Consider the following 16,363-nt stretch of genomic DNA (forward strand, 5'->3'; position numbering starts at 1 on the left):
CTGGCTGCGCGAATCTGGAAGACTGCCGACCCATGACCATCCGGCCCATCGTCATCACCGGCGAGCCCGTCCTGCACCAGCGCGCCGAGCCGGTGCCGACCTTCGACGGAACGCTCGAACAGCTGGCCACCGACCTGTTCGAGACCATGGATGCCGCCCACGGCGTGGGCCTCGCCGCGCCCCAGATCGGGGTGGGCCTGCGGGTGTTCACCTGGGCGATGGACAACGACGACGGGGTGCCGGCTCGCGGCATCATCGTCAACCCGTTCGTCAGTGCGGCCAAGCCCAGCGTCGAGGAGCCGGACCCGCACGACGAGACCGAGGGCTGCTTGTCCGTGCCCGGCGAGAGCTTCCCCCTCAAGCGAGGGGAGCGAGCCACGGTCAGCGGCTTCGACCTCGCGGGCAACGAGGTCTCGTTCGAGGCGACGGGGTGGTTCGCCCGGTGCATGCAGCATGAGTACGACCACCTCAACGGCTTCCTCTACGTCGACCGGCTCAGCGACCGATGGGCCCGCAAGGCGCGCAAGGCCGTGAAGCGTCAAGGCTGGGGCGCCCCGGGGTTCAGCTGGCTGCCCGGAGTGGACCCCGACCCGTTCGGGCACGACGACGTCGAGCACCAGCACGACGAGAACCAGCACGACCTCTGACGATGACTCCACCACCGAGATGACGGGCCCGCTCGTCGTCGCCGTCGTCGGGGCCACCGCGACCGGCAAGTCCGACCTTGCGCTGGACCTCGCCGAGCACCTCGGCGGTGAGGTGGTCAATGCCGACGCCAGCCAGCTGTACCGCGGCATGGACATCGGCACGGCCAAGGTGCCACCAGCCGAGCGACGCGGCATACCGCACCACCAGCTCGACGTGCTGGGGGTGACGCAGGAGGCGAGTGTGGCTGCCTACCAGGCCGCCGCGCGGGCCGACCTCGCCGCGATCCAGGGCCGGGGGGCTCACCCCGTCCTGGTCGGTGGCTCGGGGCTCTACGTCCGGGCAGCCCTCGACGTGCTCGACATCCCGCCGACGGATGCGGTGGTGCGCGCGCGCCTGGAGCGCGAGGCCGCCGAGGTCGGCACGGCTCGGATGCTCGAGCGGCTCACCACCCTCGACCCGCGTGCCGCGGCGGTGATCGAGCCGCGCAACACCCGCCGGATCGTGCGGGCCCTGGAGGTCATCGAGCTCACCGGCCGGCCGTTCTCGGCCTCGATGCCGACTCGCGAGCTCGTCCAGCCGACGGTGCTGGTGGGCCTGCGCGTCGCGCGGGACGAGCTCGACCGGCGCATCGACGCCCGGGTGACGCGGATGTGGGCCGCCGGCTTGCTCGACGAGGTGCGGGGTCTCGAGGCGAACGGTCTGCGCGAGGGACGCACCGCCGCTCGGGCGCTCGGTTATGCGCAGGCCCTGGCCCAGCTCGACGGCACGACGACCCAGGCGCAGGCCATGGAGCAGACCGCGCTGCTGACCCGCCGGTTCGCCCGGCGACAGGAGTCGTGGTTCGGTGCCGACCCCCGCATCCACTGGCTCGACGCCACGACGACCGACCACCAGCGCCTGCTCGACCATGCCCTCGCCCTGGTCGGTGCGGCCATCAGGGCCCGCCATCAGTGACAATGGTGTCCATGGCTGACCAGACCGCCTTCACCAAGGGCCACGGCACCGAGAACGACTTCGTGCTCGTGCCGGACCTCGAGGGCGCCCAGGAGCTGACGGCCGCTCAGGTCAGCTGGCTCGCCGACCGCCGGGCCGGGGTCGGCGGTGACGGGGTGATCCGGGTCGTGCCGACCGCCGCAGCCAGCGACCCCGACGTGCTGGCTCAGGCAACCCAGGCCCGCTGGTTCATGGACTACCGCAACGCCGACGGCAGCCTCGCGGAGATGTGCGGCAACGGCACCCGGGTGTTCGCCGCCTACCTGCGCCGCGAGGGCCTGGAGACCGCCGACGAGTTCGCCATCGCGACGCGGGCCGGGGTCAAGATCGTCCGGTTCGAGGGCCCTGACCTCATCGCGGTCAACCTCGGCCCATGGCGGCTCGCCCAGCCCGTCATCGCCGAGAGTGAGGGGTTCGACGCCCTCGTCCACCTCGACGGCCACGCGCCGCTGTCGGCGCTCAGCCTCGACCTCGGCAACCCCCACACGGTCGTCGCGCTGCCCGAGGGCATCGACCTCGACGCGCTCGACCTGCACCGCGCACCGGTCGTCAACCCCGCACCACCGCACGGCACGAACGTCGAGCTCGTGCGTCCCCTCGGCTCGGGTCACGTCCGGATGCGCGTGCACGAGCGGGGGGTCGGTGAGACGCGGTCCTGTGGCACCGGGGCGGCCGCAGCGGCGCTGGCCACCCGGTTCTGGGCCGAGGGTCGCGGTGACACCTGGATCGTCGACGTCCCCGGCGGCCGACTGCGGGTGCGCGCGCTGCCAGGGCAGGAGGTCGAGCTCGCCGGACCGGCCGTTCTCGTGGCCGACGGCAGCGTCGCCCTCGAGGTGCGATCGTCCTAAAACGGTCATAACGTCGGGGAATGCGCAGACCTCGCGTCCCCCTCGTCCTCGCCGCCGGGGTAGCCGGCTCCCTCGCTGTCGGGCTGACGGTCCCCGCCTCGGCGACCGCCACAGCACGCGCGGGCACTGCAGCTCCCGGACCCAAGCCCGTCTCGAACTCCCTGCCCAAGGTCCCCGTGATGCGCGGCGGCGGCGGAGCGGTGTCGTCGGTCGACGCCGTCGCCAGCCAGGTCGGGATCGACGTGCTCAAAGCCGGGGGCAACGCCGCGGACGCCGCGGTGGCCACGGCGGCCGCGTTGGGTGTCACCGAGCCGTACTCGACCGGCATCGGCGGTGGCGGCTTCTTCGTGTTCTACGACGCCAAGACCGGGCAGGTGAAGACCATCGACGGCCGTGAGACGGCCCCGCGCACCTTCACCCAGAACGCCTTCCTCGAGCCCGACGGCACGCCCATGGCGTTCGACAAGGCCGTGAACTCCGGGCTCTCCGTCGGGGTTCCCGGCTCACCAGCCACGTGGGACCTCGCCGCCCGCACGTTCGGCACGCAGCCGTTGGGCGCCCTGCTCAAGCCCGCCGAGACCATCGCCCGACGCGGCTTCGTCGTCGACCAGACCTTCCACGACCAGACCGCGGCGAACGCCAAGCGGTTCTCGAACTTCCCCGCGACCGCCAAGGTCTTCCTGCCGGGCGGCAGCGCCCCCGCCGTCGGTTCGGTGTTCCGCAACCCCGACATGGCGGCCGCCTACCGTGAGCTGCGCACCCACGGCGTGGCCTCGCTGTATGCCGGCCGGCTCGGCCAGGCGGTCGTCGCCGAGGCGGAGAACCCCCACACCAAACCCGGGCTGAGGGTGCCACACGGTCAGATCACCACCGCCGACCTCCGCGCGTACCGGGCCCTGCCGAAGGCACCGGTCCACTCCCAGTACCGCGGCCTGGACGTCTACGGCATGCCCGTTCCCAGCTCCGGCGGCATCGCGGTGGCCGAGATCCTCAACCTGCTCGAGGCCATCGACCAGCGCACCGGCACGCCGCTGAGCGCTGTGAGCAACGCCGACTACCTGCACCGCTTCAGCGAGGCATCGGCCCTTGCCTTCGCCGACCGCAACCGCTACGTCGGTGACGTGCCGGGCGTGCCGACCAGCGAGCTCGTCTCGCAGGGCTTCGCCGACGAGCGCGCCTGCCTCTTCAGCCCTGACGCGGCGCTCAAGCGGCCGGTGCCGTTCGGGAGCCCGGACGGCAGCTACAGCTCGTGCGGCCCGACGGCGACGACGTCCCGGCTGCCCAACGACGGGCAGTCGACGAGCCACCTCGTCGTCACCGACAAGTGGGGCAACGCGGTGTCCTACACGCTCACCATCGAGCAGACCGGCGGGTCGGCCATCACCGTTCCCGGATGGGGCTTCCTGCTCAACAACGAGCTGACCGACTTCGACTTCGTGCCGCTGTCGGCCGATGTGCCCGATCCCAACCTGCCCGGCCCGGGCAAGCGGCCTCGCTCGTCGATGAGCCCCACGGTGATCCTCGACCACGGCCAGCTGCGCCTGGTGGCCGGAAGCCCGGGCGGCGCCACGATCATCACCACCGTGGCCCAGGTGCTGACCGAGTACCTCGATCGGGGCATGTCGCTCGTGGACGCCATCGCCGCAGCTCGGTTGTCCTCGCGCAACGGCGTCGAGCAGGCCGAGCCCGCGCTGTTGTCCTCGCCCGACGCGGCCGCCCTCACGGCCAAGGGCCACGTCCTGATGTCAACGCCCGAGATCGGCGCGGCCACGGCGATCAGGGTGGTCGGCCCGAACGACTTCGAGGCGGCGGCCGAGACCGTGCGTCGCGGCGGCGGGTCCGCGATGGTGGTCAACCCCCGCTAGTCACCCGCCCCGACGCACCTCGAGGACCCGGAAGCCCTTGTCCGTGGCATACCGCGACACGGCATACCGTTCGGGGTCCAGCTGCTCGGTGAGCCACGCCTGCAGCGAGTCCGAGCCGAGGTTCTTCTGCACGACGAGGTAGGCCGCGCCCCCCGGTGCGAGCCGGGGCAGCCAGGTGAGCAGGAGCTCGTGCAGCGCCGCCTTGCCCACGCGGATCGGGGGTTCGACCAGATCGCGTCGAACGCGACGTCCTCCGGTATGCCGTCGGGCCGGCTGGCGACCACGCCGGTGAGTCCCAGCGCGGCCGCGTTCGTGCGCACGAGGTCCAGCGACCGCTCGTTGACGTCCACGGCATACACGGTGGCCCCGGGGGAGCGCAGCGCCAGCGTGAGCGCGATCGGACCCCAGCCGCAGCCGAGGTCGAGGAGGGCCCCGGTGGGTGGCGGAGCGGGCGCCTCGCGCAGGAGGACGGCGGTGCCCTTGTCGAGGCCGTGCGGGCTGAACACCCCGCTGGCGGTGCGCACGCTGACGGTCTGGCCGGCGAGCCGGATGGTGAGGCTGCGCTGCTGGGCAGCACTCGCGGGCTCGGCGGTGAAGTAGTGCTCGTGCGTGCTCATCGGGGGTAACGGTAGACGGCTCGGCATAAACCCGTCGCCACCCCGGTTGAAAGGATGAGATTCTTGAGGGGATATGACACTGAAGCGATCAGACATCTTTGACCTGAAGGCGACCGCGCTGGCAACCGAGGACGAGTTCCTCGACAGCGACGGGGGCGGTTACGACGGCGACCAGTACGACCGCGAGGACCGCGCTGCCCTGCGCCGGGTCGCCGGGTTGTCCACCGAGCTCGAGGACGTCACCGAGGTCGAGTACCGCCAGCTGCGGCTCGAGCGGGTGGTCCTCGCGGCCGTCTGGACCGAGGGCACCGCCGAGGACGCCGACAACTCGATGCGCGAGCTCGCCGCACTGGCCGAGACGGCCGGGTCCACGGTGCTCGCCGGCCTGGTCCAGCGCCGCGCCAAACCCGACACCGGCACCTACCTCGGCTCGGGCAAGGCCATCGAGCTGCGCGACATCGTCATCGCCGAAGGCGCCGACACGGTCATCTGCGACACCGAGCTGACCCCCAGCCAGCGGCGTGCGCTCGAGGACGTCGTCAAGGTCAAGGTGATCGACCGCACCGCCCTGATCCTCGACATCTTCGCCCAGCACGCGAAGTCCAAGGAGGGCAAGGCCCAGGTCGAGCTGGCCCAGCTCCAGTACCTCCTGCCGCGACTTCGCGGCTGGGGCGAGTCGATGTCCCGCCAGGCCGGTGGCCAGGCAGCCGGGGGTCAGGGCATGGGTTCGCGCGGCCCCGGTGAGACGAAGATCGAGCTCGACCGCCGCCGGATCAACACCCGCATGGCCAAGCTGCGCCGTGAGATCAAGGACATGAAGACCAGCCGCGACACCCGCCGACTGAGCCGCAAGGCCCACGAGGTGCCGAGCGTCGCGATCGCGGGCTACACCAATGCCGGCAAGTCCTCGCTGCTCAACCGGCTCACCGGCGCCGGGGTCCTGGTCGAGAACCAGCTGTTCGCCACCCTCGACCCGACCGTGCGCCGCGCCGAGACCGAGGACGGCCGGCTCTACACCCTCGCCGACACGGTCGGCTTCGTCCGCCAGCTGCCGACGCAGCTGGTCGAGGCCTTCCGCTCGACCCTCGAGGAGGTCGCCGACGCCGACCTGCTGCTGCACGTCGTCGACGGCTCGCACCCCGACCCCGAGGGCCAGATCAGCGCGGTCCGGGCCGTCCTGGCTGACGTCGAGGCCGCCAACGTCCGCGAGGTCATCGTCGTCAACAAGGCGGATGCCGCCGACCCCGAGGTCCTCGACCGGATCCGGCGTCACGAGAAGCACTCGATCGTCGTGTCGGCCCGCACCGGCGCCGGTCTCGACGAGCTGCGCGCGCTCATCGCCGAGGAGCTCCCGCGCCCCACGATCGACGTCGAGGTGCTGGTTCCCTACGACCGCGGCGACCTCGTCAGCCGCCTGCACGAGGAGGCCGAGGTGCTGTCCAGCGAGCACACCGGCACCGGCACCCTGCTCAAGGCTCGCGTGCACCCCGAGCTCGCCAGCGAGCTCGCGGCCTACGCCGCCTGACCCGCCTGTGCCGTCGGACCCCAGCACGCGCGCCATGCAGATCCGACCGGGTGGCCTCGACACGCCCCAGGTGGCAGCACTGCTCGCCGAGCACCTCGACGACATGTACCGGTTCTCGCCGCCGGAGAGCGTGCACGCCCTCGACCTCGACCGGCTGCGCCAGCCTGGCCTGACCTTCTGGAGCCTGTGGGATGGCGAGGCGGTGCTGGGGTGCGCGGCCCTGCGCGAGCTGGACCCGAGCCATGCCGAGCTGAAGTCGATGCGCACCGCGCCCGCTCACCGACGGCGCGGTGTCGCCGGTGCGCTGCTCGACCACGTGGTGGCTGTGGCCCGGAACCACGGCTACTCGCGACTCAGCCTCGAGACCGGCCCGACGGAGGAGTTCGCCCCGGCCCGGGCGCTGTATGCCGGGTACGGCTTCTCGCCGTGCGGACCCTTCGGCCCGTATGCCGTCGACGAGTTCAGCGTGTTCATGACCCTCGACCTCGCGGCTACGCTCGAGCCATGACCATCGGACTCACCGGAGTGACGGGACACGTCGGTGGCCGGGTGCGCGAGCTGCTGCCCGACACCGGACAGCCGCTCGTCCTGTTGGCCCGTACCCCGAGCACGGTGACCGCGGGACCGCGCGACGAGGTGCGTCCCTGCGACTTCGCCGACCCGGACGGGGCCACCGCTGCCCTGGACGGGGTGGAGATCCTGCTCATGGTCTCGGCAGCGGAGGCCGCTGACCGCGTCGACCAGCACCGCGCGTTCGTCGCGGCGGCGGCCGCAGCGGGGGTCCGGCACGTCGTCTACACGTCGTTCCAGGGCGCGGCCCCCGACTGCACCTTCACCCTGGGGCGGGACCACTGGGCCACCGAGGAGGCGCTCCGGGAGTCAGGGATGGCCCACACCTTCCTCCGGGACAGCTTCTACGCCGACTTCCTGCCGTTCATGGCCCAGGACGGCGTGCTGCGGGGGCCGGCCGGTGACGGCCGGGTCGCAGCCGTCGCCCGCGACGACGTGGCCGCGGTGGCGGCCGTGATCCTGGCCGCGCCCGACCAGCACGCGGGCGCGGCATACGACCTCACCGGCCCCGAGGCGCTCAGCCTGGCCGAGGTCGCTGCGCTGGTCACCGAGGTGACCGGGACACCGACCCGCTACCTCGATGAGACCATCCCGGAGGCGTATGCCTCCCGGGCGTCCTACGGCGCCCCGGACTGGCTGGTGGACGCCTGGGTCTCGACCTACACGGCGATCGCGGCGGGTGAGGTCGCGACGGTCTCCGACGCGGTGCCACGGCTCACCGGTCGGCCCGCCACCAGCCTGCGCGAGCTGCTGCTGCGGGTCAGAGGCGGCGCAGCGCAGTCGTGAGGACGACCGGCTCGCCCGCCTCGTCCGAGGCGTCGAGGTCCACGACCGCCTCGATGACCCAGTCGTGGTCGCCCTCGGGATCGTGGATCGTCTGCCGGGCCTCCCAGCGGCGCGCACCGGGCACGGGCGTGATCGTCAGCAGGTGAGGTCCGCGGGCCTCGGCGTCGGTGCCGATGGTGTCGTGGTCGGCGAAGTACGCGCCCAACGCGGTGTCCCAGGCGGCCTCGTCCAGCGGGCCGTCGTCGAGGGCGGCCAACGTGCCGAACTGGTCCCGGCTGGCCAGCTCGACGCGACGGAACATCGCGTTGCGGACCATGACGCGAAATGCTCTCTCGTTGAACGTGATCGGGCGCGTCGGACGGGTGCCACCATGGGCATGCAGGCCCTCGAGCTCCTCGAGCCGCTCCTGGGCGTCGGGGTCCGCGAGGGCCTCCCACTCATCCAGCAGTGACGAGTCGGTCTGGCGGATCATCTCACCCAGCCACTCGAACAGGTCGTCGAAGGCCTCGCTGTGGTGCGCGGCGGGCACCGTCTGGCGAAGGGTGCGGTAGGCGTCGGTGAGGTAGCGCAGCACCAGTCCCTCGGACCGGGACAGGCCGTAGAACGCGACGAACTCGGAGAACGTCATGGCGCGCTCGTACATGTCGCGCACCACCGACTTGGGGGACAGCGCGGACTCCGAGACCCACGGATGGCTCTGCCGGAAGATCTCGAAGGTCGCCTCGAGGAGGTCCCGCAAGGGCATCGGCCAGGTGACGTCCTCGAGCAGGGTCATGCGCTCGTCGTACTCGATCCCGTCGGCCTTCATCTCGGCCACGGCGTCGCCCTTGGCCTTGAACTGCTGGGCCATCAGCACCTGGCGCGGGTCGTCGAGCACGGCCTCGATGATCGAGACCACGTCGAGCGCGTAGCCGGGGGAGTCGGGGTCCAGCACGTCGAGGGCGGCCAGCGCGAGGGGGGCGAGGGGCTGGTTGAGGGCGAAGTCGTCGGACACGTCTGGACTCAGCCGCACGGTGCGGCCGTCAGGCTCGGGGGGCGAGACCCGTTGCACCACACCGGTGTCGAGGAGACTGCGGCCCAACGTGATCGCGCGCCGCGACAGTCTGGCCTGGGCGCGGGGAGCCTCGTGGTTGTCGCGAAGCAGCTGGCTGAGCGCACGCACCGGGTCGCCTGGACGTTGCACCAGGTTGAGGATCATGGCGTGGTCGACGCGCATCCGGGAGACCAGGGGCTCGGGCTCGGCCGCCACGAGCTTGTCGTAGGTCTGCTCGGTCCACGAGACCTCGCCGTCGGCGGGCTTGCGCCGCTGGACCTTCTTGAGCTTCTTGGGGTCGTCCCCGGCCTTGGCGACGAGCCGGGCGTTCTCGATGACGTGCTCGGGCGCCTGCACGACGACCGACCCGCTGGTGTCGTAGCCGGCCCGACCGGCCCGGCCCGCGATCTGGTGGAACTCGCGCGCCTTGAGCACGCGTTGGCGGGACCCGTCGAACTTCACCAGACCCGTGAAGAGGACGGTCCGGATCGGGACGTTGATGCCCACGCCCAAGGTGTCCGTGCCGCAGATGACCTTGAGCAGGCCGTCCTGGGCCAGCTGCTCGACCAGCCTGCGGTAGCGGGGAAGCATCCCGGCGTGGTGGACGCCGATCCCCGCGCGAACCAGTGTCGAGAGGGTCCGGCCGAACCCCGCCTGGAACCGGAAGCCCCCGATTCGCTCGGCGATCGCCGCCTTGTCGACCTTGATGGAGCCCTTGAGGGCGAAGAGCGCCTGGGCCTGCTCGAGCGCCGCGGCCTGGGTGAAGTGGACGACGTACACCGGCGACTGGCGCGTGGTCAGGAGCTCCTCGATGGTCTCGGGCAAGGGGGTGAGCGCCCACGAGAAGCTCAGCGGCACAGGGCGTTCCGTCCCGGTGACCAGGGCGGTCGGACGGCCGTTCCGGCGCGAGAGGTCGGCTGCGATTCCGCTGACGTCGCCCAGAGTGGCGGACATGAGCACGAACTGGGCCTGCGGCAGCTCGAGGAGGGGGACCTGCCAGGCCCACCCGCGGTCGGGGTCCGCGTAGAAGTGGAACTCGTCCATGACGACGAGCCCCACGTCAGCGTCGCGCCCCTCGCGCAGGGCGATGTTGGCGAGGATCTCCGCCGTGCAGCAGATGATGGGGGCGTCGGGGTTCACCGAGGCGTCGCCCGTGAGCATCCCGACCTCCGAGGCGCCGAAGAGCTCGCAGAGGGCGAAGAACTTCTCGCTCACCAGCGCCTTGATCGGGGCGGTGTAGAAGCTGACCCGGTCGGTGGCGAGCGCCGCCAGGTGGGCTCCGGTGGCGACCAGCGACTTGCCCGAGCCGGTCGGAGTCGACAGCACGACGTTCTCCCCAGCCAGCACCGCGAGGAGCGCCTCGTCCTGGTGGGGGTACATCGGGGTCCCGCGCGCGCTCGCCCACCCCTCGAACGCGGCATACACCTCGTCGGGCGTCGCGTCTCGGCGCGAACGGTCGGTGGGCAGGAGGTCGGGAAGGAGAGTGGTGGGCAGGGGGGAGGACTGCTCGGCGTCGGCGCTCATCGGGTCCATCCTCGCAGCCCGTGCGGCTGGGGATCGGATCGTGAGGCGGCGGCAGCACGCCTTAGGCTGGGCCGATGGCCACCCTCGACGAGCTGTTGCACGCTGCCGTCCTCGGTGTCGGGGGAGTCGAGCGTCCAGGTCAGGTCGAGATGGCCCACGCGGTCCAGGACGCCATCGTGGCCGAGGAGCACCTGCTCGTGCAGGCCGGCACCGGCACGGGGAAGTCGCTCGCCTACCTCCTGCCGGCCGTCATGCACGCCCAGAAGACCGGCAAGCCCGCTGTCGTCGCGACGGCGACCCTCGCACTGCAGGCACAGCTGGTCGACCGCGACCTCCCGCGGCTGGCCGAGGCGGTCACCCCGCTGCTCGGGCGTCGGCCCACCTACGGACTGGTCAAGGGGCGCCGCAACTACCTGTGTGCCCACAAGCTCGAGGGTGGCTTCCCCGACGACGAGGGCCTGTTCGAGGTCGCCGAGGTGGACCGCGCCGCATCCAGGCTCGGGCAGGAGGTCGTGCGGCTGCGCGAGTGGGCCGACGAGACCCAGTCGGGCGACCGCGACGAGCTCGTACCCGGCGTGAGCGAGCGGGCCTGGCGTCAGGTGTCGGTCAGCGCCCACGAGTGCCTCGGCGGCACCTGCCCGATGATCGCCGACTGCTTCGTCGAGCGCAGCCGCGAGGCAGCCAAGGACTGCGACGTCATCGTCACCAACCACTCGTTCATGGCGATCGACTCGTTCGAGGGGCGCCAGATGCTGCCCGAGCACGACCTGCTCGTCGTCGACGAGGCCCACGAGCTGGTCGACCGCGTCACCTCGACCATCACCGACGAGCTCACGGCGCCCATGGTGGCTGCGGCCGCCAAGCGCGCCGGACGGCTCGCCGAGTCCACCGAGGCCGTCGACGACGCGTCGGTGTTCCTCCAGGGCGTGCTCGACGAGCTCCCCGAGGGCAGGCTCACCGGCATCCCGGACGCGTTGTCCCTCGCCCTCGCCCGGGTCCGCGACACCGCGCGCCAGGTGCAGAGCGAGCTCAAGCCCGAACGGGGGGTCGAGCCCGACGGCGGTCGCAAGGTCGCCCAGGCGGCGATCGAGGAGGTCTTCGAGAACTCCTCACGCATCCTCGAGCAGCGCGAGCTCGACGTGGTCTGGGTCAACCGTGACCCACGGCGTGGGTCGGTGCTGAGAGTAGCGCCCATGAGTGTCGCGATGTTGTTGCGAGACAAGGTCTTTGGCGATCGCACCGTGGTGATGACGTCCGCCACCCTCGAGCTGGGCGGCACCTTCGACGCGCTCGCCGGGACGATGGGACTGCGTGGCGAGGGCGCCCCGACCTGGCGCGGGCTCGACGTGGGCAGCCCCTTCGACTACCCCCAGCAGGCCATCGCCTACGTCGCCCAGCACCTGCCGTCGCCCGGCCGCGACGGCCTCAGCACGCAGACCCTCGACGAGATCGAGGCACTGGTGCGCGCCGCCGGCGGCCGCACGCTGGGCCTGTTCTCGTCGATGCGGGCGGCGCGCGAGGCGACCGAGGCGATGCGCGAGCGGTTCGACGGAGACCTCGGCTTCCTCTGCCAGGGCGACGACCAGATCACGACGCTGGTCAGGCAGTTCGCCCGCGACCCGGCAACCTGCCTGTTCGGCACCCTGACGCTGTGGCAGGGCGTCGACGTGCCGGGATCGGCCTGTCAGCTCGTCATCATCGACCGGATCCCGTTCCCCAGGCCCGACGACCCGCTGTCCTCGGCCCGCTCGCAGGCCATCGCTCGCATGGGTGGCAACGGGTTCATGGCGGTGTCGGCCACCCATGCAGCCCTGCGGCTCGCCCAAGGAGCGGGCCGGCTGATCCGGCGTGCGGACGACCGTGGGGTCGTGGCGTTCCTCGACTCGCGCATGATGACCGCGCGGTATGCCGGCTTCCTCCAGCGCTCGCTGCCCCCGTTCTGGCCCACGACCGACCGCGAGCGCGTGCTGGCGGCGCTGCGGCGCCTCGACGAGACCGCCGCCCCGCCACTGACGGTCCACGAACCAGCGCTGCGCGGCGTCGCTGGTGCCGTGGCGGGCAGCACCGGGGGACGGGTCGGCGAGGACGCCGCCGAGCACCCCCGCCCCGTGGCCCTGGACCCGCCGGCTCCGGACGTGCCGGCCGTGGACCCGCCGGCTCCGGACGTGCCGGCCCTGGACCCGCCGGCTCAGGACGTGCCCGCGGAGGAGCCCGTGTCGGCGCCCGTTGCAGCCGGTTCCGCGTGGACCGCTGAAGCCGACGAGGAGCTGCGGGACGGCGTCGAGCTCGGGCTCTCGCTCGAGGAGCTCGCCGAGAGCCTCGAGCTGACGGAGGACGTCGTGGCCGCCCGCCTGGCGAGCCTGCGCCTCGAGGTCGTGCCCGGAGCCCCACGACTGATGTGAGCTCGGACGGTGCGGGCCACCGGGAGGCCGGGCCCGACGCGTCGGCGGGCCGTGGCAGGCTGGGGCCGTGACCGAGACGCCGCCCCGTTCGATGCCTCCGCTGGTCCTCATCAGCGGACCGGAGGTCGTCCTGGTCGAGCGAGCCCTGACGGCTACGGTTGACGAGCTGCGCCACGCTGCCCCCGACCTCGACGTCGTGCGACTGACCGCGGCCACCTACGACGCGGGCTCGCTCACCATGCACGCCAGTCCCTCCCTCTTCGGTGGCGAGAAGTGCCTCGTGGTGGAGGACCTCGACGAGGCCTCCGACGAGCTCCAGGACGACCTCCTGGCGTTCCTCGCCGCACCCGAGCCCGACGTGACCCTGGTCGTCACGCACAAGGCCGGCCAGCGCGGCAAGAAGGTGCTGGACACCCTCAAGAAGCAAGGCGCGCGGGTGCTCGAGGCCCCGGCCATCAAGACCGACCGCGACAAGACCGACTTCGCGATGCACGAGTTCCGCCGGGCCCGCCGCAAGGCGACCCCCGACGCCGTGCGAGCCCTGATCGAGGCCGTCGGCAAGGACGTTCGCGAGCTGGCGGCGGCCTGCAGCCAGCTCGTGGCCGACACGACCGGAGTCATCGACGAGCAGCTCGTCGCGAGATATCACGGGGGCAAGGTCGAGGCGACCGGGTTCCGGGTCGCCGACGCCGCCGTGGCGGGCAATCCCGGCGAGGCGCTGCGGCTGCTCCGCCACGCCATCGCCACCGGGGTCGACCCGGTGCCGATCGTGGCCGTGCTCGCCCAGCAGCTGCGCCAGCTCGTCAAGGTGGGGTCGGCGGGTCGAGGCCGGTCCGCCGACATCGCCCGGGACCTCGGGATGGCGCCGTGGCAGGTCGACAAGGCCCGGCGGGGCCTGTCGGGGTGGGGCCCTGAGGGGCTCGCGGACTCGATCCAGGCGGTGGCGCTGGCCGACTTCGAGGTCAAGGGTGGCGGGCGGGACCCGGTCTACGCGGTCGAGCGCGCGATCTTGACCATCACCGAGGCCCGCACCGGCCGCTGAGCGCGGCCCTTCGCGCTGGTTGAACGGCTCGCGGGCAGCATCCTCAGGGCCAGGACCCGGAGGATGCTGCCCACGAGGGCTGACACGCCCGCCCGCCCACCAGGGCGGGCCGCGAGGAAGCCGAGCACGCGGCATACCCGCGTTTTGGGGGTGGGGGCTGGTCGCTGGTAGATTTGCCCTTCGCGTGCGCGCATGGTCGTGCGCGCATGCTGATCCACCCAGAGTCCCTCAACCACAGGTGCCCCACGCCTGGTCCCGAGAGGCTTCTGCCGCCCTCTAACGGCAAACCACCGACCAACCAAGAGAGACACACCTGTGGCAAACATCAAGTCCCAGCTCAAGCGGATCAAGACGAACGCTGTCGCGACCGAGCGCAACAAGGCCGTCAAGAGCGAGCTCAAGACCTGGATCCGCAAGTTCCAGAAGGCTGCCGACACCGGCGATGCCGCGGCCGCCCAGGAGGCGCTCAAGGCTGCCTCCACCAAGCTCGACAAGGCCGTGAGCAAGGGCGTCATCCACGCCAACCAGGCGGCCAACAAGAAGTCCGCCATGGCGAAGAAGGCCGCGTCGCTCTGACGCAGCCACTGCGCTGAGGTTTCACGAGGGTCGGTCACCTGCGGGTGACCGGCCCTCGCGCGTCGCCGGGGCTATCGTGCGGCGCGGACGGCCCGGGCCACGTCCCTGAACCGCTGCTCGTCGAGAACGGCCCCCTCGCGGCGCACTGACGCCGCGTCGATGCGCAGGATCCGGTCGACGCGCACCTCGCTCGCGCGCCCCTGACGGTCCCACGGACCCGACCCGATGTCTTCCCAGATCCGCCCGAACCGGGCCTCCCGGGCTGTGTCGCGGTCGTGGTCCTTGCTGGTGAGCATGAGTCCCAGCAGCCAGCCGCCGTCACGGCCGATGATCAGGACGGGGCGGTCCTTGCCCTGGCGGTGGTCCTCCTCGAACGGCACCCAGGTCCAGACGATCTCGCCGGGGTCGGGTCGTCCGTCGGGCACGGGGGAGTACGTCATGGTGGGCACCCCGGTGAAGTCGCCCGGGTATCCCGCGTGGCCGGCGGGCGGGGCCGGCCTCTCGGCAGCGGGGGCACGGCTGGTCCGACGGACCAGCCGGGAGAGCAACGCGCGGACGTTCGGCATGGGCGTCACGCTAGCGTCCAGGGAATGCCTGGGCGTCGCCTCGGGGTTGCACCCGTCGTGACCGACGCCCTCGCCGCAGCCCCAGCCCCCGAGCTCGACGTCGAGCCACAGATTCGCTCTCGCCACAGCACGCTGGCGCTGCTCGCCCTCGCTGCCGGTGGCTTCGCGATCGGCACCACCGAGTTCGTGACGATGGGCCTGCTCCCCGAGGTCGCCCAGGGCGTCCACGTCGACATCCCCACCGCGGGCCACATCGTGTCGGCGTACGCCGCGGGCGTGGTCGTCGGGGCCCCGGTGCTGGCCACCCTCGGTTCGCGGATGCCGCGCAAGCGACTGCTGCTCTGGCTCATGGGCGCGCTCGCCGTGGCCAACGGTCTGTCGGCGCTCGCCGGCAGCTACGGCCTGCTCATGCTCGCGCGGTTCCTGTCCGGCGTGCCGCACGGCGCGTACTTCGGCGTCGGCTCGCTCGTGGCCGCCTCGCTCGTGCCCGCCCACCGCCGCACCTGGGCCGTGTCGATGATGCTCACCGGGCTCACCGTGGCCAACATCGTCGGCGTCCCCCTCACGACGCGGCTCGGCCAGACCTACGGGTGGCAGTGGCCGTATGCCGCCGTGGCGGTCATCGCGCTCGTCACCGTGCTCGCGATCTGGCGCTGGGTGCCGTTCTGCCCGCCCGACGGGGGACGGTCGATGCGCTCGGAGCTCTCGGCGCTCAAGCGGCCGCAGGTGTGGCTGGCGCTCGGAATCGGCACGGTCGGGTTCGGTGGCATGTTCGCGACGTTCTCCTACATCTCACCCACGATGACCGACCTCGGCGGCTTCGCCAGGTCCACGGTGCCGCTGATCCTCGCGCTCTACGGCGTGGGGATGACAGCCGGTGCCATGCTCGCCGGCCCGGTGTCCCGGATCGGGCTGCTCCGGGGAATCATGGTCGCCCTGCTCGCCATCGCGGCCCTGCTCTTCGCGTTCGGGCCGGCGGTCCAGGCATCCCAGGCCCTCGCCCTCGTCGTGGTCTTCCTGCTGGGCCTGCTGCCCAGCGTCATGGTGCCGATGCTCCAGACCCGGCTGATGGATGTCGCGCACGACGGTCAGGCGCTGGCCGCCGCGCTCAACCACTCCACCCTCAACATCGCCAACGCGCTCGGCGCCTGGATTGGCTCGCTCGTGCTGGCGGCTGGTCTCGGGTACGACTGGCCCTCACGGGTCGGCGGCATCCTGGCCGTGCTCGGGCTCGGGATCGCCGCCTGGTCGGCCGCGCTCCAGCGGCGCACGAGTCTTTGATCGATCCGGGCGGCCAGGACAGCCCGAATCCATCAAAGACCGAGGTGGGACGGGTGCGGGTGGTACGTCACCGGCATACCGGCGCGC

13 protein-coding genes and 1 pseudogene are annotated in these 16,363 nt (G+C 71.9%); 11 read left to right on the forward strand and 3 right to left on the reverse strand.

Annotated elements, in window-relative coordinates; translation table 11 throughout:
- Positions 1–32 precede the first annotated feature (32 nt).
- Genes def through ggt form a run of 4 tightly spaced genes read left to right on the forward strand, consistent with a single transcriptional unit; the run spans position 33 to position 4,354 of the window.
- Entirely contained in the window at positions 33–647 is a 615-nt protein-coding gene (gene def, locus GKE56_RS02485; RefSeq protein WP_154683205.1) for a peptide deformylase, read from the forward strand.
- 19 nt (positions 648–666) lie between these two features.
- Positions 667–1,602, forward strand: a complete 936-nt coding sequence (gene miaA / locus GKE56_RS02490; RefSeq protein ID WP_154683206.1) for a tRNA (adenosine(37)-N6)-dimethylallyltransferase MiaA — start codon at positions 667–669, stop codon at positions 1,600–1,602.
- A gap of 11 nt (positions 1,603–1,613) precedes the next feature.
- Entirely contained in the window at positions 1,614–2,489 is an 876-nt protein-coding gene (dapF, locus tag GKE56_RS02495; RefSeq protein ID WP_154683207.1) for a diaminopimelate epimerase, read from the forward strand.
- 20 nt (positions 2,490–2,509) lie between these two features.
- Entirely contained in the window at positions 2,510–4,354 is a 1,845-nt protein-coding gene (gene ggt / locus GKE56_RS02500) for a gamma-glutamyltransferase (protein ID WP_154683208.1), read from the forward strand.
- On the opposite strand, the pseudogene GKE56_RS02505 reads toward ggt, so the two are convergent.
- A pseudogene (locus GKE56_RS02505) lies at positions 4,355–4,971 on the reverse strand (class I SAM-dependent methyltransferase).
- Between the two features lie 73 nt (positions 4,972–5,044).
- Here GKE56_RS02505 and hflX point away from each other — a divergent pair.
- The 3 genes from hflX to GKE56_RS02520 are packed head-to-tail and all read left to right on the forward strand — an operon-like array spanning position 5,045 to position 7,852.
- A complete protein-coding gene (hflX, locus tag GKE56_RS02510; RefSeq protein WP_154683209.1) occupies positions 5,045–6,496 on the forward strand; it encodes a GTPase HflX in 1,452 nt (483 codons plus the stop codon).
- Between the two features lie 34 nt (positions 6,497–6,530).
- Positions 6,531–7,004: a GNAT family N-acetyltransferase gene (locus tag GKE56_RS02515; RefSeq protein ID WP_154683210.1), complete on the forward strand. Its 474-nt coding sequence runs from the start codon at positions 6,531–6,533 to the stop codon at positions 7,002–7,004.
- A complete protein-coding gene (locus GKE56_RS02520; protein WP_154683211.1) occupies positions 7,001–7,852 on the forward strand; it encodes an SDR family oxidoreductase in 852 nt (283 codons plus the stop codon). Before GKE56_RS02515 ends, GKE56_RS02520 begins: the two co-directional genes overlap by 4 nt.
- On the opposite strand, the gene GKE56_RS02525 is transcribed toward GKE56_RS02520, so the two are convergent.
- Complete coding sequence (locus tag GKE56_RS02525) at positions 7,827–10,409, reverse strand: RNA helicase (RefSeq protein ID WP_154683212.1); 2,583 nt, start codon at positions 10,407–10,409, stop codon at positions 7,827–7,829. The genes GKE56_RS02520 and GKE56_RS02525 overlap by 26 nt on opposite strands.
- Positions 10,410–10,483: 74 nt before the next feature.
- Between GKE56_RS02525 and GKE56_RS02530 the strand changes: the two genes are divergently transcribed.
- From GKE56_RS02530 to rpsT, 3 genes are all read left to right on the forward strand, one after another.
- A complete protein-coding gene (locus GKE56_RS02530; protein WP_154683213.1) occupies positions 10,484–12,811 on the forward strand; it encodes an ATP-dependent DNA helicase in 2,328 nt (775 codons plus the stop codon).
- Positions 12,812–12,902: 91 nt separating this feature from the next.
- On the forward strand, positions 12,903–13,853 hold the full coding sequence (gene holA, locus GKE56_RS02535) for a DNA polymerase III subunit delta (protein ID WP_154685574.1): 951 nt from the start codon (positions 12,903–12,905) through the stop codon (positions 13,851–13,853).
- A 315-nt stretch (positions 13,854–14,168) separates the two neighbouring features.
- On the forward strand, positions 14,169–14,429 hold the full coding sequence (gene rpsT / locus GKE56_RS02540; protein WP_154683214.1) for a 30S ribosomal protein S20: 261 nt from the start codon (positions 14,169–14,171) through the stop codon (positions 14,427–14,429).
- 71 nt (positions 14,430–14,500) lie between these two features.
- On the opposite strand, the gene GKE56_RS02545 is transcribed toward rpsT, so the two are convergent.
- A complete protein-coding gene (locus GKE56_RS02545) occupies positions 14,501–14,995 on the reverse strand; it encodes a type II toxin-antitoxin system PemK/MazF family toxin (protein ID WP_154683215.1) in 495 nt (164 codons plus the stop codon).
- 24 nt (positions 14,996–15,019) lie between these two features.
- Between GKE56_RS02545 and GKE56_RS02550 the strand changes: the two genes are divergently transcribed.
- Entirely contained in the window at positions 15,020–16,276 is a 1,257-nt protein-coding gene (locus GKE56_RS02550; protein WP_154683216.1) for an MFS transporter, read from the forward strand.
- Positions 16,277–16,363 lie beyond the last annotated feature (87 nt).

Source organism: Nostocoides sp. HKS02, assembly GCF_009707485.1.
Lineage (GTDB): Bacteria > Actinomycetota > Actinomycetes > Actinomycetales > Dermatophilaceae > Pedococcus.

Coding starts and splice junctions, on each gene's coding strand:
- holA (WP_154685574.1), top strand. CDS start 12,903: ATGCCTCCGCTGGTCCTCATCAGCGGACCGGAGGTCGTCCTGGTCGAG.
- miaA (WP_154683206.1), top strand. CDS start 667: ATGACGGGCCCGCTCGTCGTCGCCGTCGTCGGGGCCACCGCGACCGGC.
- hflX (WP_154683209.1), top strand. CDS start 5,045: ATGACACTGAAGCGATCAGACATCTTTGACCTGAAGGCGACCGCGCTG.
- GKE56_RS02550 (WP_154683216.1), top strand. CDS start 15,020: ATGCCTGGGCGTCGCCTCGGGGTTGCACCCGTCGTGACCGACGCCCTC.
- def (WP_154683205.1), top strand. CDS start 33: ATGACCATCCGGCCCATCGTCATCACCGGCGAGCCCGTCCTGCACCAG.
- GKE56_RS02525 (WP_154683212.1), bottom strand. CDS start 10,409: ATGAGCGCCGACGCCGAGCAGTCCTCCCCCCTGCCCACCACTCTCCTT.
- ggt (WP_154683208.1), top strand. CDS start 2,510: ATGCGCAGACCTCGCGTCCCCCTCGTCCTCGCCGCCGGGGTAGCCGGC.
- GKE56_RS02545 (WP_154683215.1), bottom strand. CDS start 14,995: ATGCCGAACGTCCGCGCGTTGCTCTCCCGGCTGGTCCGTCGGACCAGC.
- GKE56_RS02520 (WP_154683211.1), top strand. CDS start 7,001: ATGACCATCGGACTCACCGGAGTGACGGGACACGTCGGTGGCCGGGTG.
- dapF (WP_154683207.1), top strand. CDS start 1,614: ATGGCTGACCAGACCGCCTTCACCAAGGGCCACGGCACCGAGAACGAC.
- GKE56_RS02530 (WP_154683213.1), top strand. CDS start 10,484: ATGGCCACCCTCGACGAGCTGTTGCACGCTGCCGTCCTCGGTGTCGGG.
- GKE56_RS02515 (WP_154683210.1), top strand. CDS start 6,531: ATGCAGATCCGACCGGGTGGCCTCGACACGCCCCAGGTGGCAGCACTG.